21 protein-coding genes are annotated in these 21,955 nt (G+C 62.5%); 12 read left to right on the plus strand and 9 right to left on the minus strand.

The window, feature by feature from the left end:
* Positions 1 to 219: 219 nt before the first annotated feature.
* From BBX50_RS00670 to BBX50_RS00695, 6 genes are all read left to right on the plus strand, one after another.
* Complete coding sequence (locus tag BBX50_RS00670; RefSeq protein WP_065773390.1) at positions 220 to 1,482, plus strand: ABC transporter substrate-binding protein; 1,263 nt, start codon at positions 220 to 222, stop codon at positions 1,480 to 1,482.
* A gap of 187 nt (positions 1,483 to 1,669) precedes the next feature.
* Entirely contained in the window at positions 1,670 to 2,653 is a 984-nt protein-coding gene (locus tag BBX50_RS00675) for a sugar ABC transporter permease (RefSeq protein WP_065773391.1), read from the plus strand.
* The gene (locus BBX50_RS00680; protein WP_065773392.1) at positions 2,653 to 3,483 is read left to right on the plus strand and encodes a carbohydrate ABC transporter permease; all 831 of its coding nucleotides are present in this window, start codon (positions 2,653 to 2,655) and stop codon (positions 3,481 to 3,483) included. Before BBX50_RS00675 ends, BBX50_RS00680 begins: the two co-directional genes overlap by 1 nt.
* Positions 3,484 to 3,603: 120 nt before the next feature.
* A complete protein-coding gene (locus BBX50_RS00685) occupies positions 3,604 to 4,632 on the plus strand; it encodes an ABC transporter ATP-binding protein (RefSeq protein ID WP_065773393.1) in 1,029 nt (342 codons plus the stop codon).
* A 107-nt stretch (positions 4,633 to 4,739) separates the two neighbouring features.
* Positions 4,740 to 5,525 (plus strand): ThuA domain-containing protein, encoded by a 786-nt coding sequence (locus BBX50_RS00690; RefSeq protein ID WP_065773461.1) that lies wholly within the window; start codon positions 4,740 to 4,742, stop codon positions 5,523 to 5,525.
* Positions 5,526 to 5,530: 5 nt separating this feature from the next.
* The gene (locus BBX50_RS00695; protein ID WP_065773394.1) at positions 5,531 to 6,574 is read left to right on the plus strand and encodes a Gfo/Idh/MocA family oxidoreductase; all 1,044 of its coding nucleotides are present in this window, start codon (positions 5,531 to 5,533) and stop codon (positions 6,572 to 6,574) included.
* Here the strand turns inward: BBX50_RS00695 and BBX50_RS00700 are convergent.
* Positions 6,571 to 7,896, minus strand: a complete 1,326-nt coding sequence (locus BBX50_RS00700) for an alpha/beta hydrolase (RefSeq protein ID WP_244513085.1) — start codon at positions 7,894 to 7,896, stop codon at positions 6,571 to 6,573. The two genes, BBX50_RS00695 and BBX50_RS00700, sit on opposite strands and share 4 nt — an antisense overlap.
* A 301-nt stretch (positions 7,897 to 8,197) precedes the next feature.
* Between BBX50_RS00700 and BBX50_RS00705 the strand changes: the two genes are divergently transcribed.
* The 6 genes from BBX50_RS00705 to BBX50_RS00730 are packed head-to-tail and all read left to right on the plus strand — an operon-like array spanning position 8,198 to position 14,568.
* Positions 8,198 to 9,253 carry a dipeptidase gene (locus tag BBX50_RS00705; protein WP_065773395.1) on the plus strand — a complete coding sequence of 352 codons (1,056 nt, stop codon included), beginning with the start codon at positions 8,198 to 8,200 and terminating at the stop codon, positions 9,251 to 9,253.
* Positions 9,254 to 9,300: 47 nt separating this feature from the next.
* On the plus strand, positions 9,301 to 10,941 hold the full coding sequence (locus BBX50_RS00710) for an ABC transporter substrate-binding protein (RefSeq protein ID WP_065773396.1): 1,641 nt from the start codon (positions 9,301 to 9,303) through the stop codon (positions 10,939 to 10,941).
* A 42-nt stretch (positions 10,942 to 10,983) separates the two neighbouring features.
* On the plus strand, positions 10,984 to 12,045 hold the full coding sequence (locus tag BBX50_RS00715) for an ABC transporter permease (protein ID WP_065773397.1): 1,062 nt from the start codon (positions 10,984 to 10,986) through the stop codon (positions 12,043 to 12,045).
* On the plus strand, positions 12,042 to 12,974 hold the full coding sequence (locus BBX50_RS00720; RefSeq protein WP_065773398.1) for an ABC transporter permease: 933 nt from the start codon (positions 12,042 to 12,044) through the stop codon (positions 12,972 to 12,974). The genes BBX50_RS00715 and BBX50_RS00720 overlap by 4 nt, the downstream gene beginning before the upstream one ends.
* On the plus strand, positions 12,971 to 13,804 hold the full coding sequence (locus BBX50_RS00725; protein WP_065773399.1) for an ABC transporter ATP-binding protein: 834 nt from the start codon (positions 12,971 to 12,973) through the stop codon (positions 13,802 to 13,804). Before BBX50_RS00720 ends, BBX50_RS00725 begins: the two co-directional genes overlap by 4 nt.
* Positions 13,801 to 14,568 (plus strand): ABC transporter ATP-binding protein, encoded by a 768-nt coding sequence (locus BBX50_RS00730; RefSeq protein WP_065773400.1) that lies wholly within the window; start codon positions 13,801 to 13,803, stop codon positions 14,566 to 14,568. The genes BBX50_RS00725 and BBX50_RS00730 overlap by 4 nt, the downstream gene beginning before the upstream one ends.
* A gap of 72 nt (positions 14,569 to 14,640) precedes the next feature.
* Here the strand turns inward: BBX50_RS00730 and BBX50_RS30195 are convergent, their stop codons facing one another.
* The 8 genes from BBX50_RS30195 to BBX50_RS00765 form a co-directional block, all read right to left on the minus strand.
* Positions 14,641 to 14,790 (minus strand): hypothetical protein, encoded by a 150-nt coding sequence (locus tag BBX50_RS30195; RefSeq protein WP_161490839.1) that lies wholly within the window; start codon positions 14,788 to 14,790, stop codon positions 14,641 to 14,643.
* Between the two features lie 43 nt (positions 14,791 to 14,833).
* Positions 14,834 to 16,066 carry a class I SAM-dependent methyltransferase gene (locus tag BBX50_RS00735; RefSeq protein WP_065773401.1) on the minus strand — a complete coding sequence of 411 codons (1,233 nt, stop codon included), beginning with the start codon at positions 16,064 to 16,066 and terminating at the stop codon, positions 14,834 to 14,836.
* Positions 16,067 to 16,074: 8 nt separating this feature from the next.
* Positions 16,075 to 17,142, minus strand: a complete 1,068-nt coding sequence (gene rfbG, locus BBX50_RS00740) for a CDP-glucose 4,6-dehydratase (protein WP_065773402.1) — start codon at positions 17,140 to 17,142, stop codon at positions 16,075 to 16,077.
* Positions 17,139 to 17,906 carry a glucose-1-phosphate cytidylyltransferase gene (rfbF, locus tag BBX50_RS00745; RefSeq protein ID WP_065773403.1) on the minus strand — a complete coding sequence of 256 codons (768 nt, stop codon included), beginning with the start codon at positions 17,904 to 17,906 and terminating at the stop codon, positions 17,139 to 17,141. The genes rfbG and rfbF overlap by 4 nt, the downstream gene beginning before the upstream one ends.
* A gap of 97 nt (positions 17,907 to 18,003) precedes the next feature.
* Positions 18,004 to 19,113: a DegT/DnrJ/EryC1/StrS family aminotransferase gene (locus BBX50_RS00750; RefSeq protein WP_065773404.1), complete on the minus strand. Its 1,110-nt coding sequence runs from the start codon at positions 19,111 to 19,113 to the stop codon at positions 18,004 to 18,006.
* A 114-nt stretch (positions 19,114 to 19,227) separates the two neighbouring features.
* Positions 19,228 to 20,379 carry a class I SAM-dependent methyltransferase gene (locus BBX50_RS00755; protein ID WP_065773405.1) on the minus strand — a complete coding sequence of 384 codons (1,152 nt, stop codon included), beginning with the start codon at positions 20,377 to 20,379 and terminating at the stop codon, positions 19,228 to 19,230.
* The gene (locus BBX50_RS00760) at positions 20,376 to 21,233 is read right to left on the minus strand and encodes a phytanoyl-CoA dioxygenase family protein (protein WP_065773406.1); all 858 of its coding nucleotides are present in this window, start codon (positions 21,231 to 21,233) and stop codon (positions 20,376 to 20,378) included. The genes BBX50_RS00755 and BBX50_RS00760 overlap by 4 nt, the downstream gene beginning before the upstream one ends.
* Entirely contained in the window at positions 21,230 to 21,955 is a 726-nt protein-coding gene (locus BBX50_RS00765) for a WbqC family protein (protein ID WP_065773407.1), read from the minus strand. Before BBX50_RS00765 ends, BBX50_RS00760 begins: the two co-directional genes overlap by 4 nt.

A 21,955-nucleotide genomic window follows, 5' to 3' on the forward strand; every position in this document is an offset into this window, starting at 1 on the left:
TCGATTTTATGGGTCTTCCCTATTGAGGCTTGCGGGTCACCTAGTTTATTTAAGCTGTTGAAATATAATAGGTTCACGCGTCTATTTGGCGCTAGATCACTTTTTCAGTCATGTGGATTGACAGTTTTTCCGTCTTCTGCCAACTTTTTCTCAGCCAAACCGTTTTCGAATTTGCGGAGGAGCAATCGAACGGTCGAGGGGAGAAGGAGGAGCCCAACCATGAAAACCACGCTCAGTGCCTTGAGCTTTTGTGCCGCGATCGTTGCAGCCGGAACGGCCAGTGCTGCCGAGCTTTCGCTCGCAGCCAACACGACGGGCAAGAACGTCAATTTCATCCGCGAGCAGCTCGACATTTTCGAGAAGCAGACGGGGCACAAGGTGAGCCTGGTCACCATGCCGCCGTCGAGCAGCGAGCAGTTCAGCCAGTACCGCCTTTGGCTTGCCGCCGGAAACAAGGACGTTGATGTCTACCAGACCGACGTCGTCTGGGCGCCGCAGCTTGCCGACCAGTTCGTAGACCTGACGGAAGCAGCCAAGGACGTTGCGGGTCAGCACTTCCCGTCGATCATCGCCTCGCAGACGGTTAACGGCCGCCTCGTGGCGCTGCCGATCTTTACCGATGCCCCGGCGCTATTCTATCGCAAGGATCTCTTGGAAAAATACGGCAAGGCGCCACCGAAGACCTGGGACGAGCTTGCGGCGACCGCCAAGGAGATCCAGGACAAGGAGCGTGCCGCCGGCCAGGCTGATCTCTGGGGCTTTGTCTTCCAGGGCAACGCCTATGAAGGATTGACCTGCAATGCGCTCGAATGGGTCAAATCTTCGGGTGGTGGCCAGATCGTCGAGCCCGATGGCGAGATCTCGATCAACAACGACAAGGCGGCCGCAGCCATCGACCGGATCAAGGGTTGGATCGGCACAATTTCGCCGCAAGGCGTGCTCGCCTACCAGGAAGAGGAATCGCGCGGCGTCTGGCAGACCGGCAATGCCGTCTTCATGCGCAACTGGCCCTATGCCTATGCGCTCGGCAATGGCGATGACAGCGCGGTCAAGGGCAAGTTCGCCGTAGCACCACTGCCGACGGCAACCGACGGCGATCAACCGTCCTCGACGCTCGGCGGCTGGAATCTTGCCGTCTCCAAGTATTCCGACGACCAGCAAGCGGCAATCGCCCTTGCCAAGTTCCTCGCCTCGCCTGAGGTGCAGAAGCAAAGAGCGATCCAACTCTCTCAGCTTCCGACGGTTGCCGGGCTCTACGATGATGCGGAGGTGGCCAAGGCTCAGCCGTTCATGCCGGCCTGGAAACCGATCTTCGAAAGCGCCGTGCCGCGTCCGTCGGCCGTCACCAAGGTCAAGTACAACGAGGTTTCGGCCAAGTTCTGGAATGCGGTTCACAACTCCTTGTCCGGCAACGGCACGGCGGCGGAAAATCTCGAACTGCTCGAAATCGAACTCACGGACATGAAAGGCGACAGCTGGTGATCCTCCCGGGGGCGAAGGGAGTGCCTCCGGGCCTTCCCTCGCTCCACCGAGCCACCGCCGACGGCACACTCCTTGAAGGCAGGCAATTCCCGGCGGAATACCGTTTCAGACTTCCCGGAATTGCCTTTGCGGCGCCGTTCCTCTCAACCGCTCGGCCATGTGCCGAATGGCTAGGGTGAGTATAGACATGACCGATCTTTCCCTCGCGGAGCCTTCCGCACTCGAGAGCGGCGGCAGGGTCCGCTCCGATCTCAACGCCGAGCGCATCCGATCCGCCTGGATCTTTCTCGCACCGACCTTGCTGGTGCTGGCACTCGTTGCCGGCTGGCCGCTCATCCGCACCGTCTATTTCAGTTTCACCAATGCGTCGCTGACCAACCTTGAGGGTGCCGAGTTCGTCGGCTTCAAGAACTACTTTACCTGGATAACGCTGAAGAGCGGGCGCACGGTCTATAACGGCCTGCTTGCCGATCCTGCCTGGTGGAACGCCGTCTGGAACACGCTGAAGTTTTCCGCCCTTTCCGTCACCATCGAGACGGTGCTCGGCCTGATCGTTGCCCTGGTGCTGAACGCCAATTTTCCGGGCCGCGGGCTGGTGCGTGCGGCGATCCTCATCCCCTGGGCGATCCCGACCATCGTTTCCGCCAAGATGTGGGCCTGGATGCTCAACGACCAGTTCGGCATTCTCAACGACCTCTTGCTCGGCCTCGGCCTCATCAGCCAGAAGGTCGCCTGGACGGCCAATCCGGAGACCGCGATGGTCGCCGTGCTGATCGTCGACGTCTGGAAGACGACGCCGTTCATGGCGCTGCTCATCCTCGCCGGGCTGCAGATGGTACCTTCCGATATCTATGAGGCGGCCAAGATCGACGGCGTGCATCCGCTGAAGGTTTTCTGGCGGCTGACGCTGCCCTTGATCCGGCCGGCGCTGATGGTCGCGGTGATCTTCCGCATGCTCGATGCACTGCGCATCTTCGACCTCATCTACGTGCTGACACCCAACAACGCCCAGACCAAGACGATGTCGGTGCTGGCGCGCGAGAACCTGTTCGACTTCGACAAGTTCGCCTATGGCGCCACCGCCTCGACGATGCTGTTCCTGATCATCGCGGCGATCACCGTCGCCTACATGTGGTTCGGCCGGGTCAATCTTGAGGGAGGAGAGCGCTGATGGTCGCCACTCTTGCCAGGCGCACGGCGTTCTACGCCCTCGTCGCCGCCATCATCCTTATGGCCGTCTTCCCGTTCTATTATGCGGTGCTGACGAGCTTCAAATCGGGAACCGCACTCTTCCGGGTCGACTACTGGCCGACTGAAATCTCCTTCGAGAACTATGCGGGCATCGTCTCGAGCAGCACCTTCCTGCGCAACCTTGTGAACTCGCTCATGGTGGCGACGATCGTCGTCTGCGTCTCGCTGCTGCTTGCGGTCACTGCAGCTTATGCGCTGGCGCGCGTGCGGTTTCGCGGGCGCGGGCTGCTGTTGTTGACGATCCTGTCGGTGTCGATGTTCCCGCAGATCGCCGTGCTTGCCGGCCTGTTCGAACTGATCCGCAGTGTCGGCATCTTCAACACGCCCTTGGCGCTGATCTTTTCCTATATGATCTTCACGCTGCCCTTCACCGTCTGGGTGCTCACCACCTTCATGCGGGATCTGCCGGTCGAGATCGAGGAAGCGGCGATCGTCGATGGCGCCACGCCCTGGGTGATCATCACCCGCGTCTTCATGCCGCTGATGTGGCCGGCGCTGGTGACGACCGGGCTGCTCGCCTTCATCGCCGCCTGGAACGAGTTCCTGTTCGCGCTGACCTTCACGTCATCGGACAGCCAGCGCACCGTGCCGGTGGCAATCGCGATGCTTTCGGGCAGCAGCCAGCACGAAATTCCGTGGGGCAACATCATGGCCGCATCGATCATCGTCACCGTGCCGCTGGTGATCCTCGTCCTGATCTTTCAGCGACGGATCATCTCCGGGCTCACGGCCGGCGGCGTCAAAGGATAGAGCGGGATGAGGAAAAGTGTACGCGGTTTTCCGCCCGCATCCCGCTCTAACTTTTTGGAATCGATCACGTTTATTGTTTCGGGTCCAGACCCGAAACAATCGTGATCTGTGGAGGAAAACATGGCAGAACTTCAATTGCGCAACGTCCGCAAGTCCTTCGGCGCCTTCGAGGTCATCAAGGGTGTCAGCATGGATATCCGTGCCGGCGAGTTCATGGTCTTCGTCGGGCCGTCCGGTTGCGGCAAGTCCACGCTGCTGCGCCTGATCGCCGGTCTTGAAGACATCTCGTCGGGCACGCTTTCCTTCGACGGGCAGCTGGTCAACCAGTTGACGCCGTCCAAGCGCGGCATCGCGATGGTGTTCCAGTCCTATGCACTTTACCCGCACATGACCGTCTTCGAGAACATGTCCTTCGGCATGCAGCTTGCAGGCAAGGACAAGGAGCAGTGCAGGAAACGTGTCGAGGCGGCGGCCGAGATGCTGCAACTCACGCCGTACCTTCAGCGTCTGCCCCGCCAGCTCTCGGGCGGCCAGCGCCAGCGCGTGGCGATCGGCCGGGCGATCGTGCGCGATCCCAAGGTTTTCCTCTTCGACGAGCCGCTCTCCAATCTCGATGCAGCGCTGCGTGTCGCGACCCGGATCGAGATCGCCAAACTGCATCGCAGCATGCACAAGACGACGATGATCTATGTCACGCATGACCAGGTCGAGGCGATGACACTGGCTGATCGCATTTGCGTGCTACGGGATGGTCTGGTCGAACAGATCGGTACGCCGCTGGAGCTCTACGAGAGCCCGAACTCGGTTTTCGTCGCCGGCTTCATCGGTTCGCCGAAGATGAACTTTCTGACCGGCGCACTCGCTGCTCCCTATGATGCCCACACGATCGGCATCAGAGCCGAGCATCTGGAGATCAGAGCGGGCGATGGCAAATGGTCGGGCACGGTGGTGCATTCCGAAATGCTGGGATCCGACAGCTACATCTATCTCGATATCGGCGCTGCTGAACCGGTCATTGTCCGGGAAGGCGGGACCTCGCTTCACCGGCCGGGCGAGACGGTACAAATCTCGCCGCTCGGTGACAACATTCACCGCTTCGATGCGTCGGGGCTGGCACTTGGCCGTGCGCTGATGAAAGGGGCGGCCTGATAAGTCCTGAATACCGAGAAACTTTGAGTTTCGGAGTCGCCATTGATGGCGGCCCCATCAATCGTAAGACGACATGCCCGCAAGGGCGAACGCTAAGGAGAATGAACGTGCCTATCAGAACAGTTGTTTGGGGCGAGAATATCCACGAGCAGACCAACGAAGTGGTCCGCAGCATCTATCCGAACGGGATGCACAACACGATCGCGGCGGCGCTCAACACCGAAGGCGCAATCGAGGCGACGACGGCGACGCTGCAGGAGCCAGAACACGGGCTTAGCGTCGAGCGTCTTGCCAATACCGACGTGCTCCTGTGGTGGGGCCACAAGGACCACGGCGCCGTCAGCGACGAGATCGTCGAGCGGGTCGCCAAGCGTGTCTGGGAAGGCATGGGCCTGATCGTGCTGCATTCCGGCCACTTCTCCAAGATCTTCAAGCGCCTGATGGGCACGCCCTGCGCGCTGAAGTGGCGCGAGGCCGGAGAGCGCGAACGTGTCTGGGCGATCAATCCGCGCCATCCGATCGCCGAAGGACTCGATGAGAATTTTGTCCTCGAAAACGAAGAGATGTACGGCGAGCAGTTCTCGGTGCCGGAGCCGCTCGAAACCGTGTTCATCTCCTGGTTTGCCGGCGGTGAAGTGTTCCGCTCCGGCCTGACCTGGCGCCGCGGTGCGGGCAACATCTTCTATTTCCGCCCCGGCCATGAGACCTACCCGACCTATCATGACGCCAACGTTCAGAAGGTGCTGCGCAATTCGGTGAAGTGGGCCTACAACGCCGACAACCGCTATACGGCGATCCATGATGCGCCGAATGTGCCGGTCGAAAAGGCGCTGGAGCCGATCGTCGAGCGTGGCCCCCGGCTGCACCAGGCCGGCGAAGCAGGATACAGGTGAGAACCATGCGTCTTCTTGTAGTTGGAACCGGCGGCATGGCGAACAGCCATGCCCAGGCCTTTGCCAAGATCGAAGGCGTCGAGATGGTGGGCGCGGTCGATGTCGATCCGAAGCGCGCCCGCGCTTTTGCAGACAAGCACGGCATTGCCGAGACCTTCACCTCGCTTGACGAGGCGATCGCCTGGGGCAAGTTCGATGCGGCGACGAACGTGACGCCCGACAAGGCGCATCACCCGACGACGCTGGCTCTCATCGCCGCCGGCAAGCATGTGCTTTGCGAAAAGCCGCTCGCGGAGAACTACGCCAAGGCGGCGGAGATGGCGGACGCGGCCGAGCGTTCCGGCCTGGTGACGATGGTCAATCTCACCTATCGCAACGTCGCGCCGCTGCAAAAGGCGCGGGCGATGGTGCTTGCCGGCGATGTCGGCAAACTGCGCCATCTCGAGGCGTCCTATCTGCAGAGCTGGCTTGTCTCCAAGGCCTGGGGCGACTGGGCAACGGAATCGCAATGGCTGTGGCGGCTTTCGACCAAGCACGGCTCGAACGGCGTGCTTGGCGACGTCGGCATCCATATCCTCGATTTCGCCGGTTACGGCGCCGGCACCGACCCGTCGCGGGTCTTCGCTCGTCTGAAGACCTTCGACAAGGCGCCTGATAACCGCATCGGCGAGTACGATCTTGATGCCAATGACAGCTTCGTCATGACGGCGGAGTTCGGCAATGGCGCCATGGGCGTCGTTCACGCCAGCCGTTGGGCAACCGGGCATCTGAATGAGCTGCGGCTGAGGCTGCACGGCGACAAGGGCGCGCTCGAAGTGGTGCACACGCCCGATGGCTCGACGCTGCGTGCCTGCCTCGGCGCGGATGTCGAGACAGCCACCTGGCGTGATGTCGACGCCGGCACCGTGCCGACGAACTATGAGCGCTTCGTGGCGGCTGTGCGCGAGGGCAAGACCGAGGAGCCGGGCTTCCGCCATGCGGCAAACCTGCAGAAGGTGCTGGACCTCGCGATGGTGACGGAAGCCGAGCGGCGCGAGCTACCGGTTTAACGAGAGTGGCGGTCGGGGGAGTTGCTTTTAGCAGCTTTCCCACCTTCCGGCGGTGGTGCCCAAGGCGTCACCGCCGAGCCGACTGTGTTTTCCATCGATTGACCCAGGCGGCGCAGCTGTGCGTCGTAGTTCTTGCGGGTGTTGGGGTCAAAGATCATGATCGGCGTCGATACCGCCAGACTTGCGGCACTGCCGACGGTCTGCGTGGCGCCAAGCGTGACGGCGCCGAGCCGTTCACCCAGACCGACATCGGAATCGGTCACGGTCTGGCCGGCAATCAGGCGGTTGCCGAGCAGGCGCACGACCTCCGGGCTTTCGGCGAACTTGCCGTGGTTGAGCTTGTCGCCGCCCTTCAGCGCCGTCAGATCGATGACGCTGATGCCGGCCTGTTCCAGTTGCGTGCGGTAGGGTTCGGCCGTCGGATCGATCTGCCCGAGGCGGTCGACATTGCCGGAAATGCGCCTGGAGAGCGTCAGCGCCCGGTCGTCGCGCGACACGAACAGCGTGAACTTCGGGCGTTTTTCGCCCATGGCGCGGATCTGCTGGCCAAAGACGTCGACGTCGAGATCGGGCGAGGCGAGGATGACGTCGGTGATCTTGGGGGCGATGCGCCCATCGCGGATCGCCATCTGGCGCAGGGCCTCGACCGTCAGCCACGATCCCATGGAATGGGCCATGACGGTGATTTCGCCAACCGCAGGGTTGCTCGAGGCGCGCCTCAGCAGCTCCTCCAGCGCGTCGCGCGAATAGTTGGTGCTCTCTTTGTCGTAATTGTAATCGAAGATGCTCGCGCGCGAGGGCCAGGTGAAGATGACGGGGGCAACGTCCGTGCCGCTGTCGTGGACGATCTGGGCAAAGCGGTATACGGCGTCCTCGTAACGGTTGTTGAAGCCGTGAACGAAGATCAGAACGCGCCGGGTCTTCGGCAGGTGGCCCTTGAGCCAGCTCTGGACGTCGTTGCCCTCATGCAGCGGCGTGACGCTGACGGTGGAGAAATCGCGCTCCGGATTGGCGGGGAGCTTCTTCGGCCATTGGACCTGGCCGACCTGGCGGTTCTTTTCCGGCGGAATGGAAACAGCAATTTCGGTCAGCGAAAGCTCGTCCGACCGCTCGCCGCTGAAAAGCACGCCTGGTTCCGCCGACGGCGCGCGGGTCGTTGCGACCATGAGGTCGACCTTGGAGGCGCCGCTGGTCGTACCGGAGGGGACGAGCACACCGACGGGACGGCCGGCGCAGGCCGCAAGCGTTACCGCCAGAAGAAGTGTCGCGACGATACGGCTCCAATGCCCCTTCGGGCCTGCGATAGAAAACGGACGCAGCAACCAACCTCCCAATGCCGCATCATGCGGCGCGACGGCCCGCCCATTGGGCCCGACCCATTCTCCTTGCATCAGAAATGCCAGCTTTTCACCCCTCGGCTGGCGTCACGGTGGCGATCCGCCGGCTTTTGCCATCGCGGATGCGACAATCATGCAACATTTCGCTACAGGCAGGACTGGGTAAAACCCCCTTATATTCATTGAAAAGGCTTTGGGCTTTCAATAGCATCGCCACAACTTCTCCTTGGATGCGACCGAAAAATGACGCATCCGATCTCCCTGAAATGATGAAGGAAATTCAGGAATGCAGGCGGTATTCGATGGCCATAACGACGTGCTTCTGCGCCTGTGGCAGAACGCCCGGAAGGGCTCTGATCCCGTGCGTGAATTCGTCGACGGTATTGACCAGGGTCACATCGACGCGCCGCGGGCCAAGACGGGCGGTCTTGTCGGCGGCCTCTCGGCGATCTACGTGCCCTCGGGCGATCTGATCCTGCAGCCGCCGAACGAGAACGGGCACTATGAAACGCCGCTTTCGGCGCCGCTCGAACACCTGCCGTCGCTGGCGATCGCCATCGAACTCGCCGATATCGCCGTGCGCCTCGACCGGGCAGGGGCCTGGAAGCTCTGCCGGTCGACCGCCGAGATCCGCAGGGCAGTCGAGAAAGGCGTCTTCGCCTCGGTGCTCCACATGGAAGGCTGCGAGGCGATCGGTGCTGATCTTTCGGCGCTCGAGACCTTCTATGCGGCCGGCCTGCGCTCGCTCGGGCCGGTCTGGAGCCGCCACAACGTTTTTGGTCACGGTGTGCCGTTCTCCTATCCGAAATCGCCGGACACGGCGCCGGGACTGACCGAGGCGGGCTTCGAGCTGGTGCGCGCCTGCAATCGCCTGGGCATCCTCATCGATCTCGCCCACATCACCGAAAAAGGCTTCTGGGACGTGGCAAAGACCACGGACCAGCCGTTGGTGGCGAGCCACTCGAACGCGCATGCGCTGACGCCGGTCGCGCGCAACCTGACCGACAGGCAGCTCGACGCCGTCAGGGAAAGCAAGGGTCTCGTCGGGCTCAACTATGCAACGACGATGCTGCGCGCCGATGGCCAGGAGAATGCCGCAACGCCACTTTCCGACATGGTTCGCCATATCGATTATCTGGTTGAGCGCATGGGCATCGATTGCGTCGGGCTCGGCTCGGATTTCGACGGGGCGACGATCCCTGAGGAGATTGCCGACGCGGCGGGTAACCAGGTGCTCGTTGCGGCACTCAGGGGTGCCGGATATGGTGACGCCGAACTGGCAAAGATATGCCGGGAGAACTGGTGGAGAGTTCTGGGACAGGCTTGGCACGAGGCCGCCTGAACCATGAAGAAGGGCCCAAAAGGGCGCAAACGAGGGAACTGCAAAAAATGATGCACAAGCTCAACGGACGTCTTCGTCTTCTGACCGCTTCGGCGGCGTTGGCCATGGTGATGGCCGCGACCGCACCGTCCTTCGCCGAAACGCCGAAGGACACGCTGGTCGAAGCCTTTGCCATCGACGACGTTATTTCCATGGATCCGGGCGAAGCCTTCGAGCTGACCGCTGCGGAAATCACCGGCAACACCTACAGCATGCTGGTGCGCCTCGACATCAACGACACGACCAAGGTCATTGGCGATCTCGCCGACAGCTGGACCGTGTCGGATGATGGTCTGACCTACACCTTCAAGCTCAAGTCCGGCCTGAAGTTTGCCTCCGGCAATCCGGTGACCGCTGAGGACGTCGCCTGGTCGTTCGAGCGCGCCGTGAAGCTCGACAAGAGCCCGGCCTTCATCCTCACCCAGTTCGGCCTCAACGGCGACAACGTAACGGAAAAGGCCAAGGCCACGGACGAGCAGACCTTCGTCTTCACCGTTGACCAACCCTATGCTCCGAGCTTCGTCTTGAACTGCCTGACGGCGACGGTTGCCGCCGTGCTCGACAAGAAGCTGGTGCTCGACAATGTCAAGCCGGTCACGCCGACCGACGACTACAAGTACGATAACGACTTCGGCAACGAATGGCTGAAGACCGGCTATGCCGGCTCCGGTCCGTTCAAGCTGCGCGAATGGCGCGCCAACGAAGTCATCGTTCTCGAGCGCAATGACAACTACTATGGCGAACAGGCCAAGCTTGCCCGCGTCATCTACCGCCACATGAAGGAAAGCTCCGGCCAGCGCCTGGCGCTCGAAGCCGGCGATATCGACGTGGCGCGTAACCTGGAGCCGGGCGATCTCGACGCCGTTTCGAAGAATGCCGATCTCGGCACGACGAACGCGGCAAAGGGCACCGTCTACTACATCAGCCTCAACCAGAAGAATGCGAACCTCGCAAAGCCCGAAGTGCGCGAAGCCTTCAAGTATCTGGTCGACTACAATGCACTCGGCTCGACGATCATCAAGGGCATCGGCGAAATCCACCAGAGCTTCCTGCCGAAGGGCGTGCTCGGTGCCCTCGACGAGAACCCCTACAAGCTCGATGTCGCCAAGGCGAAGGAACTGCTGGCCAAGGCCGGTCTCGCTGACGGCTTCACCGTGACCATGGACGTTCGCAACAACCAGCCGGTTACCGGCATTGCCGAATCCTTCCAGCAGACGCTCGGCCAGGCCGGCGTGAAGCTCGAAATCATCCCGGGCGACGGCAAGCAGACGCTGACGAAGTACCGTGCCCGTAACCACGACATGTATATCGGTCAGTGGGGCATGGACTATTTCGATCCGAACTCCAACGCCGAAACCTTCACCAGCAACCCTGACAATTCCGACGAAGGCAAGAACAAGACACTTGCCTGGCGTAACGCCTGGGACGTTCCGGAGCTGACGAAGAAGACCAAGGACGCCCTGCTCGAGCGTGACAGCGCCAAGCGTGCGGAGACCTACAAGGAGCTGCAGAAGACGGTGCTTGGCGAAAGCCCGTTCGTCATCATCTTCCAGCAGACCGAAGTCGCCGGCTACCGCGGCAACGTCAAGGGCCTGAAGCTCGGCCCGAGCTTCGACACCAACTTCGTCGCCGGTATCACAAAAGAATAAGCGGTCTCGAAGGAATAAACCGAAAGGATCGTTCCCTTGAGCATGAGCGGAACAGGGACCGTGGACGGGCGCAAACGCGCCCGTCCCGGCAAGATCGCGGCAGCCGTGCTGCGCTTTTTCATCGTTGTCGTCACGACCTATCTCGGCCTGCTGGCCGTCACCTTCTTCATCGGGCGGGTGGTCCCGATCGATCCGGTTCTGGCCGTTCTCGGCGACCGGGCGCCGACGCATGTCGTCGAAAGGACGCGTGAGGCGATGGGGCTGAACCTGCCCCTGTATCAACAATTCTTCATCTATGTGCGACAGGCGCTGACGGGCGACTTCGGCGTCTCGGTTCTGACGACCAATCCCGTCATGAACGACATTCGCCGCGTGTTTCCGGCGACCATGGAGCTTGCGACGCTCGGCACTCTGATCGGCGCCATCTTCGGCGTGCCGCTCGGTGTGCTTGCCGCCGTCAAGCGCGGCAGCATCGCCGACCAGATCGTCCGCGTCATCGGCCTTGTCGGCTATTCCGTGCCGATCTTCTGGCTGGCGCTGCTGTCGCTGCTCGTCTTCTACGCGCGGCTGAAATGGGTCGCCTATCCAGGCCGTATCGATATCGTCTTCGAATACACGTTCACGCCGATCACCGGTTTCTACCTGTTCGACGCGCTCTGGCAGCGGCAATGGGATGTGCTTTGGGACGTCTTCCGTCACATCATCCTGCCGGCGTCGCTGCTCGGTTATTTCTCGCTCGCCTATATCAGCCGCATGACGCGCAGCTTCATGCTCAACGAGCTGCAGCAGGAGTACATCGTCGCAGCGCGCGCCAAGGGCTTGTCCGAGACCCGGATCATCTGGGGACATGCGCTTCGAAACGCGGCGGTGCCGCTCGTGACCGTGATTGCGCTTTCCTATGCCGGACTGCTTGAAGGCTCGGTGCTGACGGAAACCGTCTTCGCCTGGCCGGGCCTTGGCCTCTACATCACCAACTCGCTGCAGAATGCCGACATGAACGCCGTCCTCGGTGGCACCATCGTCATCGGCTCGGTCTTCATCGGCATCAATCTCCTGTCCGACCTTCTCTACCGGACACTCGACCCGAGGACGCGCCAGCGATGAGCACCGTTACCCAGACACGTCCGATGACGCGCCGCGAGTGGTTGCTGTCCGATCGCCCGCAGTCGCGCACCCAGGCCCGCCTTGGCCGCGCCTACATGACCTGGCAGCGTTTTGCCGCCAATAAACTGGCCGTTCTCGGCCTTATCATCCTCTTGGCGCTGGTCTTCGTTGCAGCCTTCGCCGATTTCCTGGCACCGCATTCGCCCTATATCGGTGATCTCGCCAACGCCCGGTTGCTGCCGCCGGGGAGCCCCGGCTACCTGCTCGGAACGGATGATCTCGGCCGCGACATCCTCGCGCGGCTGATCCATGGCTCGCGCTTGACGCTTGCCGTCGTTTTGCTGGTTGCGGTCATTGCAGCGCCCGTCGGCCTGATCGTCGGCGCTGTCGCCGGTTATGCCGGCGGCTGGGTCGACGCCGTGCTGATGCGCATCACCGACATTTTCCTTGCCTTTCCGAAGCTGGTGCTGGCGCTCGCCTTCGTCGCAGCACTCGGGCCGGGCATCGAAAACGCCGTTCTTGCGATCGCCATCACCTCCTGGCCGCCCTATGCGCGCATCGCGCGCGCCGAAACGCTGACGGTGCGCAACTCCGACTATATCGCTGCCGTGCAGCTCATGGGGGCGTCGCCGATCCGCATCGTTTTCCGCCATGTGATGCCGATGTGCATGTCGTCGCTGATCGTGCGTGTCACGCTCGACATGGCCGGCATCATCCTGACGGCCGCGGGCCTGGGCTTCCTTGGTCTCGGCGCCCAGCCGCCGCTGCCGGAGTGGGGCGCGATGATTGCGTCTGGCCGCCGCTTCATCCTTGATCAGTGGTGGGTGGCAACCATGCCCGGCGTCGCGATCCTGATCGTCAGCCTCGGCTTCAATCTGCTCGGCGACGGCCTGCGCGATGCGCTCGATCCCCGGGAGAGCGGTCAATGAGTGCGCTTCTGACAGTCGAAAACCTCAAGGTCTCGTTCCCGACGCGCACCGGCCTCGTCGAGGCGGTGCGCGGCGTCTCCTTCACGCTCGGTCGCGAACGGCTCGGCATCGTCGGCGAAAGCGGCTCGGGCAAGTCGCAGACCGGTCGCGCGATCATGGGGCTTACGCCCGGCCACGCGCAGGTAACGGCAAACAGGCTGGCCTTCGACGGCATTGATCTCCTGTCCGCCTCGCCGAAAGTGCGAAGGGATCTCAGGGGTAAGCGCATTGCGATGATCCTGCAGGACCCGAAGTACTCGCTGAACCCGGTCATGAGCATCGGCCGGCAGATCGTCGAGACGCTGAAGCGCCACGAGAATGTCGGCCGCGCGGAAGCCCGGGAGAGGGCACTCGACATGCTCGTGGCGGTGCAGATCCGCGATCCGAAGCGCGTTTACGATCTTTATCCGCACGAAGTCTCGGGCGGTATGGGCCAGCGTGCGATGATCGCAATGATGCTGGTTGCTGGCCCCGAGCTGCTGATCGCCGACGAGCCGACCTCGGCGCTTGATGTCACGGTACAGCTCGAAGTGCTTGGTATCCTCGACAAGCTGGTGGCCGAGCGCGGCATGGGCCTGATCTTCGTCTCGCACGATCTGCGCCTGGTCTCGTCCTTCTGCGACCGGGTCATCGTCATGTATGCCGGCAAGATCGTCGAGGAGCTGGCGGCGTCCGAACTCGCCAATGCCAAGCATCCCTATACGCAAGGATTGCTGAACTGTATGCCGGCGATCGGCTCCAATCGTCATCCCCTGCCGGTTCTCGACCGCAAACCGGAGTGGGCTCAATGACATCAGCCGTTTCCGTATCCAACCTTTCCGTCACCTATGACGAGTTCAAGGCGTTGAACGACGTCAGCGTCGAGATTGCACCGGGCGAATCCTTCGGGCTTGTCGGCGAATCCGGATCGGGCAAGTCGACGCTGCTTCGGGCAATCGCCGGTCTTGCGCCGATGTCCGCGGGCGCCATCCGTGTCCACGACCGGGTGCTCAAAGGCGCCAAGCGCGACAAGGCCTTCTACCGCGCCGTGCAGATGGTGTTCCAGGATCCCTACGGCTCGCTGCACCCGCGCCAGACGATCGACCGGCAATTGCTGGAACCGCTGGCGATCCATGGCGTGGCCGATGGCGAGCGCCGCATTCTAAGGGCGCTCGACGAAGTCGGTCTCGGATCGGGATTCCGCTTCCGCTATCCGCATCAGCTTTCCGGCGGGCAGCGCCAGCGTATCGCCATTGCCCGGGCGCTGATCCTGGAGCCCTCAATCCTGCTCCTCGACGAGCCGACATCGGCGCTCGACGCTTCGGTGCAGGCGGAAGTCCTGAACCTCCTGGAGCAGGTCAGACGCGACCACAAGCTGACCTTCATCATGGTCAGCCACGATCTCGGCGTCGTCACCCATATGTGCGACCGGCTGGCGGTGATGCAGGGTGGACGCGTCGTCGAACGCCTGTCCTCCGCGGATCTCGTTGCCGGGAACATCGGCGAGGACTATACGCGCAGCCTGATGGTCGCAAGCAAGGGCTTCCAGCGCAAGGACGCCGCCGCGACGGCGTGACGGATGACGGCAAGCGGGATCGCTCCCGCTTGCCTGCCCCTCGTGAAATGTGCCGTGCCGACGGACGGCTCCTCAGGCGCTTTCCCGCCAGAAGGAGGTGGCGCCGGTGATCACCCTCTGAATGCGTCGCTGTTCGCGCCACTTTCGTCCCGTGTCCTTGATCACGGGACGCGCCTCCGGCGAGAAGATGTAGTTGCGACGTCGTCCAACATAGTCTTCCATCGCCGGGTTCACGCCGGAATAGAACTGCTTCTCCGGATCGCGCTCAGAAGACCTTGAGCTCCGGTATGGCGACGACGAAGCGGCCACCCCAGTCGCGGATCGCGGCATTGTCGGCGACGATTTCGGCCTTCAGGTTCCAAGGCAGAATGACGAGATAGTCGGGTCTTACGTCTTCGATCAGCGCCGGCGCATGCACCGGAATATGGGTTCCGGGCAAGAGCTTGCCTTGCTTCAGGTCATTACGATCGACCGCAAAGGCGATTTCGCTTGGCGACAGCCCGCAGACATTGAGGAAGGTGTTGCCTTTCGCGGCGGCGCCATAGGCGGCCACGGTCTTTCCCTCGGCCTTGGCGCTTGCCAGGAAGTTCGTAAAATCCTTGCACACGGCGGCGATGCGGTCGTCGAATGCCAAATAGGTTTCCATGCGCATCAGGCCGGCAAGCGCCTCTGTTGCCCGGATGGTTTCAAGTTGCAGCGTGGTCTCCCGCACGCCGGATGCCAGCTGGGCATAGACGCGCAGCGAGCCGCCATGCGTCGGCAATTCCTCGACGTCGAAGACCTTCAGGCCGCAACTTTCGAAGATGCGCTCGACGGCCGCCAGCGACAGATAGGAATAGTGTTCGTGGTAGATCGTATCGAACTGCACGCCCTCCATCAGGCGCAGAAAATGCGGGAATTCGAACGTCGCCACGCCATCGGGCTTCAAGAGAATGGCAAAGCCGCCCACGAAGTCGGCGATGTCAGGCACATGGGCGAGCACGTTGTTGGCGGCCGTCAGGTCGGCGCGGATGCCGCGCTTGACGAGTTCCGTCGCGGTCTCCCGCCCGAAGAAGGCGACCTCGGTCGGAACCTTGCGTTCCTCGGCGAGGCGCGCCGCATTGGCGGCAGGCTCGACGCCGAGCACTGGAATGCCCTTGCCGACGAAGTATTGCAGCAGATAGCCGTCGTTGGAGGCAATCTCGACGACCTGCGAGCCGCTGTTCAGCCCAAACCGTTCGGTCACGCTGTCGGCATAGCGGCGGGCATGTTCAAGCCAGCTGGTCGAAAACGAGGAGAGGTAGGCGTAACCGTCGGTGAAGATTTCGTCCGCTGGCACGTTCTCTGTCGTCTGCACCAGCAGGCATTCCGAGCAGACCATCGCTTTCAGCGGAAACGAGCGCTCACGGGCGATCGCCTCTTCGGTCGGCTCGAGAAACGAATTCGACCAGGGGGTCGAGCCCAAGTCGGCGACGACGGTCTTGAGCGGGGTCGAGCAGAAACGGCAATTGTGGGACATCGAAGTCTTTAGCCTCTCATGAATGCGTCGATTTGGCTGAGTGTCAGGTCACGGGCATCGGTGCCGCGGCGCCAGCCGTCATACCAGCGCGCGGCCCAGTCGATCGCCTCGTCCTGCGAAAGGCGGGCGCTCCAGGACAGCGTCCTCGCGGCGAGCGCCGGGTCGAGGCCGAGCGTCATCATCTCGCGCGGCTGCTGTTCGGATGAGGTGTCACGCCACTCGGTCGGCAGGCCCATGGCGGTCTGAATGGCCCTGGCCACGTCCTGGACGGGGATCTGCCGCTCGGTCGGGGAGGGGCCGAAGTTCAGGGCGCTGACGTTGGTTTCGCCGGCGTGAAGCGCTTCGGCAAAGACGAAGTAGCCATTGAGACAATCGAGCACGTGTTGCCACGGCCGCGTTGCCATCGGGCTGCGGATATCAAGGGTTTTGCCCGACTGCGCCGCGCGCACGATGTCGGGAACCAGTCGGTCAACCGAGAAATCTCCGCCGCCGAGCACGTTGCCGCCGCGCGCGGTTGCCATCTGGACACCGCGTTCGTGCAGGAACGAATCCCGCCAGGTCGAAACGACCAGTTCACAGGCCGCCTTCGAACCGGAATAGGGGTCGTGGCCGCCGAGTACTGCGTCTTCCGGAAAGTGCCTGCCGCTTTCGTCGTTGCGATAGACCTTGTCGGTGGTGACGACGACGATCGCCTTGAGAGCGGGCGCTGCACGTGCTGCGTCAAGCAGGCGCACCGTTCCCATGACGTTAATGTCGAAGGTTTCGGCCGGCGTCCGGTAACTCTCGCGCACCAGCGGCTGGGCCGCCATGTGGAGAATGATCTCCGGGTCGCACTGGCGGAAGGCCGCGGCAAGCGCATCGCCGCTGCGGATGTCGCAGAGATGTTCGCCTGCGGCTTCGCCCGATCCGAGCAGCGCATACAGGGAAGGTTCTGCTGCCGGTGGCAGGGCGTAACCGGTAACAAGGGCTCCCATCTGCGTGAGCCAGAGGCGGGCCCAGCTTCCCTTGAAGCCGGTATGGCCCGTCAACAGAACCCGCTTACCGGCCCAGAAGGACGGGTTTGCAAGCCGGCTCATGCCCAGACTTTCCAGGGTGCCGCGCCGCTTTGCCAGAGGTCTTCGAGCTGGTTCTTGTCGCGCAGCGTATCCATCGGCCGCCAGAAGCCCGCATGTTCGAAGGCCATCAGCTGGCCCTCTGCGGCCAGTCCTTCCAACGGCTCCGCTTCGAACGGCGTGTGATCGCCTTCGATGCGGTCAAGCACCGACCGGTTCAGGACGAAGAAGCCGCCATTGATGTGGCCGTTGTCGCCGGCCGGTTTCTCGATGAAGCTTCTCACGCGCCCGTCGCTGACGGCAAGGGCGCCATAACGACCCGGCGGGATGACGCTGGTCACCGTCGCCTGACGGCCATGATGGCGATGGAAATCGGTCAGCGCCTTGATGTTGATGTCGGCAACGCCGTCGCCGTAGGTGAGGCAGAACGTGTCGCCGAGATGATCGGCCACGCGCTTCAGACGTCCGCCGGTCATGCTGTCCGTGCCGGTGTCCACGAGCGTTACGCGCCAGGGCTCGGCCTTGTTCGAATGAAACAGCGTTTCCCCGGTCGCCATGCAATAGGTGACGTCGGAGGAGTGCAGCACGTAGTTGGCGAAGTATTCCTTGATCATGTAGCCGCGGTAGCCGAGGCAGATCACGAAATCCGAGAAGCCGTAGTGGCTGTAGATCTTCATGATGTGCCACAGGATCGGCCGCCCGCCGATTTCGATCATCGGTTTTGGCCGGAGATGGCTCTCCTCGGAGATGCGTGTGCCGTAGCCACCCGCGAGAATGACGATTTTCATGCGACCGCCTCGTGTTTGCGCCGACGCTGGCTCGGCGCATTTCAAAGTCCTAATATCCGAGTGACCTTGCGCGGAGGTGGTCTCCGTTTGGTCGAACTCAGGCGGCGAGGCAGCCGCGCAGGACCTCTACCACGCGGCCGATCTCGTCGGCCGTCATGTCGTGATAGCTCGGCAGATTGATCGCCCTTCCGGGAAGATCATAGGCGGTGGTGTTGGCCGCAACCTCCTCGAAGGGGGGCAGCGAGCTTAAGGGCCAGAAGAAGACGCGGGCGTCGATGTTTTCGGCCGAGAATGCCTCCTGAAGCGTCTCCCGCGTCACGCCGGTTTCCGGAGCGAAGACGACCGTCGGCATCCAGAAGCCGTTCTTCGTTCCCTCCGGCTCCGGGTTCATGGCGACGGCGTTCACGCCTGCGAGCTGCTCCCGATAGGCATAGAAAATCTCGCGCTTGCGCTCGACCAGTTCGCCGACGCGCTCGATCTGCGCCAGACCGACGGCAGCCTGCAGGTTCGACATCTTGTATTTGAAGCCGATTTCGTCAGGCCAGAACTGCTTTTTCTGTCCGCGGGCGCGGCCGTGATTGGAAAGCGTCAGGACCTTTTCATAAAGCGTGCTGTTGCTGGTGACGAACATGCCGCCTTCACCTGTCGTCACGGTCTTGGTGCCATGGAAGGAAAAGGCGCCGAAGGCACCGAGAGCGCCGGCCTTGCGGCCGCGCCATTCCGAGCCGAGTGCCTCGGCGGCGTCCTCGACGACCGGGATGTTGTGCCGCGCGCCGATTTCGAGCAGCTGGTCCATGTCGCAAAGGTTGCCGTAGATGTGGACGGCGATGATCGCCTTCGTCCTTGGCGTGATCGCAGCTTCGGCCTTTTCCGGGTCGATGCACCAGCTGTCGGCAAGAACGTCAACGAAAACCGGTCTTGCCCCGAGGTGAACGATCGGGGCGGCCGACGCCGTCCAGTTGGTGTCCGCCAGGATCACTTCGTCGCCCGGTCCGACCCCGAGAGCGGCAAGGCCCATATGCAGCGCGCCGGTGCAGCTCGATGTCGAGATCGCATGTGTGACGCCGAGATGCGCGGCAAACGCGGCCTCGAAGCGGTTGATGTAGTCGTAGCAGCGCTCCCCCCAGCCATTTGCCGCGGCGTCCGTTGCATAGGCGACTTCGCGTTCTGTGATCGAGGGCTTGGTGTAGAGAATGCGGGGTTTCATAGGGACGCCGTTCGTAAAGACTGGGACGTTGGTCGGAAGCCGCGAATGTTAGAGCGGGAGAGGCAAAGCACAGGGCTTCCTTCTCCCGCTACCGCTTGTTGTGATCGACCCGCGTCAGAGCCAGACGTGGTCGAGTCCCGCCCGTTGCAGCCACGGTTGTGCGGCGATGGCGGCGCGGGCCTTCAAAGGATTGAGGCCGATGAACAGGGCTTCGGCTTCCTCTGGCAGCTCCTCAGGCGAAAGAACGGGGATGCCGAAGTGCGTGGCGCCCTTCATGTTTTCGTTGCGATCCAGGAACGCCACGACATCGACGGCCTCGCCGATGCGACCATAGATCCAGCTTCCGTAGAAACCGGCGCCATAGATTGCGACCTTGCGCTTGGCGTAACGCTCGGCGCCATCGTTGAGCTTTTCGGATGCCTGGTCCCAGAAGGCGCAAATGTCGCGGGCCTCCTTGGCGGCGCCGGCTGCCGCAGCCGAGGGCGCGGACGCTTCTGCAAGCGCTTCCGCGCGCCTTGCCACGACGAAAAATGCACCGGGGAACGAAGCCTTGTCGATGACCTGCAACTGGAAGCCAGCGCTTGCCAGTGCTTGAGCAATCGACGCCTCACTGAAGTGGTTGAGGTGATCGACCACGGCCATGTCGCCCGGATTGCCGGCAACATCGGGGATCGAAAACAGGAACGTTCCGTCCGGCCGCAGAAGCTCGCGCACGTCGCGCATGAACGCGACCGGGTCTGCCACGTGCTCGATGACGAAGTGGCTCATGACAGCGTCGAAGGTCGCCCGCCAGGCTTCGGGCGCCGCGTAGACCGCTTGTGCTTGCTTGGGCACCCACCCCTGCCAGGCAGATACATAGTCGGAGCTGACGTCGAAGACGTGAGGCCTCAGGTCGCTGCGGGCCGCGGTCATCTTGCGCAGCGTAACAGCCTTGGCTGCACCGTAGTCGAGGATCGAGGCGCCCTCAGGCAGATCCAGCAACCGAAGCGCCAGTGCAGCCTGATGGTCGGTGCGGTAGGTAATCGTCCCATCACTCGCCACCGCGAAGATCTGGTCATGGTTCTCGCTGGTGAGCGAGATCCGGTAGCCCGTGTCGTAAAAGGCCTGGATATCGGGAATGTCGTCACTCTGGGCATGGCCGCAGGCTGCGCACACGAAGACGCGTGTCGGCACGTCGAGCAGCGTCATCATCGATGTCAGCGCCGGCGCCGGCACGTCGTAGGTCGGGGCACCAATGTGGTCGCCGCACACACGGCAGGTCGTCATGCCGGTTCTCCCTGCGGCGCGACCAGTTCCGGCAGAACCTCGGCGAACTTCACGCCTGCGGCGAACGAGCCCTTCCAGCCGATGCGGATACCGACCGGTTCGGCGAAGTTGAAGTAGCGGAACTGGATGCTCCAGCGTGGGGTCTGCGAGACGTTGTGACCGGATTGATGCAAGGTCAGGAAGTCCATAAGGATCAGGTCGCCGGGCTTGCTCAGCGGTGCGACATGCTTGTAGCGCGCCAGCCGCTCCTCGCCCCTGTGGAGATGCAGCGCATAGGCGCCGGTTTTTCCGGCGCCGGCGTCGTCCTCATAGACCGGCACGAGCCCTTCGGCTTGCGAACCTTCCGCAATCTGGACGGGACCCATGTCTGCGGTGACCGGCAGCAGTGGCGTCCAGAAGACGATGCCGTCGATGCTGCGCAATTGCGAGGGGAATTCCTGATGCCACTGCGCGCGGAACTTCTCTTCGCCGGGATTGTCGATACGCATGCCGTAGCCGCCGGCAGCGATGCCGGGGATGCTGCCGGGCCGAAGCGCCTTGAAGACCTCGTCGTTGGCGGCCGAGCTGACGAGCCGCATGAAGGCGGGGATCTGCTTGACCGCATCATAGACCTCGCCACCCCAGGAGCGGTTGACGGCGATCAGCTTGCGATAGGCGATCGTCATCGCTTCGTGCGCCGTGCCTGTCGGCGCGTCGACGCCATACTTCTTGCAGATCAGTTCGAGGGTCTGACGTATGCCTTCCTGGATCGGCGCAACCTCCGACTGGATGTCGTAGAAGCCGGGCACGACGTGGTAGCCCTTGGTTTCGAATTCCTGGCGCGCGCTTTCGGAAATGATGGTGCCGTTCTTCATGATACGCTTGCTTCCTCCTTCAGGAATTCCCGCCACGAAATAGTCTTCGGTAACAAATGCTTGCGCGCATCGGGACCGGTGCGTGCTATGAGGTCCAGGACGGAAACATAGGGTGTGAAGGTTTCGCGGGGCTGGGGCCACGGCGTGCAACTGTAGCTCATGTACTCGACGTGGACGCCGGCGGCTTCGAATGCCTGGTGATCGAGGTAGTTGGCCGCGCCGTGCCCGGTCAGGTAGCGCGTTCCTCCCGCCCGCAGCACCAGGTCGAGCACCCGCTGCCACGACGTTCCGTCGACCGACATTTCACTGGAGCGCTGGACAATGCGATTGGCGCCGATGCCCATGTAGCGGGCAGGGGCCTCGATGCTGGCGATCAGCAGATCGCAGACGGTTTCCGTGGCATAGACCTCGTCGAAGATCGCCAGCGCATCGTCGATATACGGGGCGCCGCTCAGAGATTGGCGCAGCAGCGAGCGATGGCTTGCCCGCCAGTTGTCGCCGGTGCCCGAAAGGTCGTGGATCTTGTGAAAGCTACCCTTGCCAGCAAGCGGTATCGTCATCCAGCTTCGGTCGTTGCCGTTCAGGAGCTGAATGCGGTTGGTAAAGCTGCCTTTGGAAAACTGCGCGTCGTCCAGGTAGATATAGCCGTCGGCGAGCATCAGTTGCTCGAAGAAGCCCGGCCAGGGGAAGAGCATCGGCTGGGAGATGACGACGGCTGTCAT

Origin of the sequence: Ensifer sp. LC11, assembly GCF_001695835.1 — a bacterium.
In the GTDB taxonomy this organism is placed as follows: Bacteria; Pseudomonadota; Alphaproteobacteria; order Rhizobiales; family Rhizobiaceae; genus Ensifer.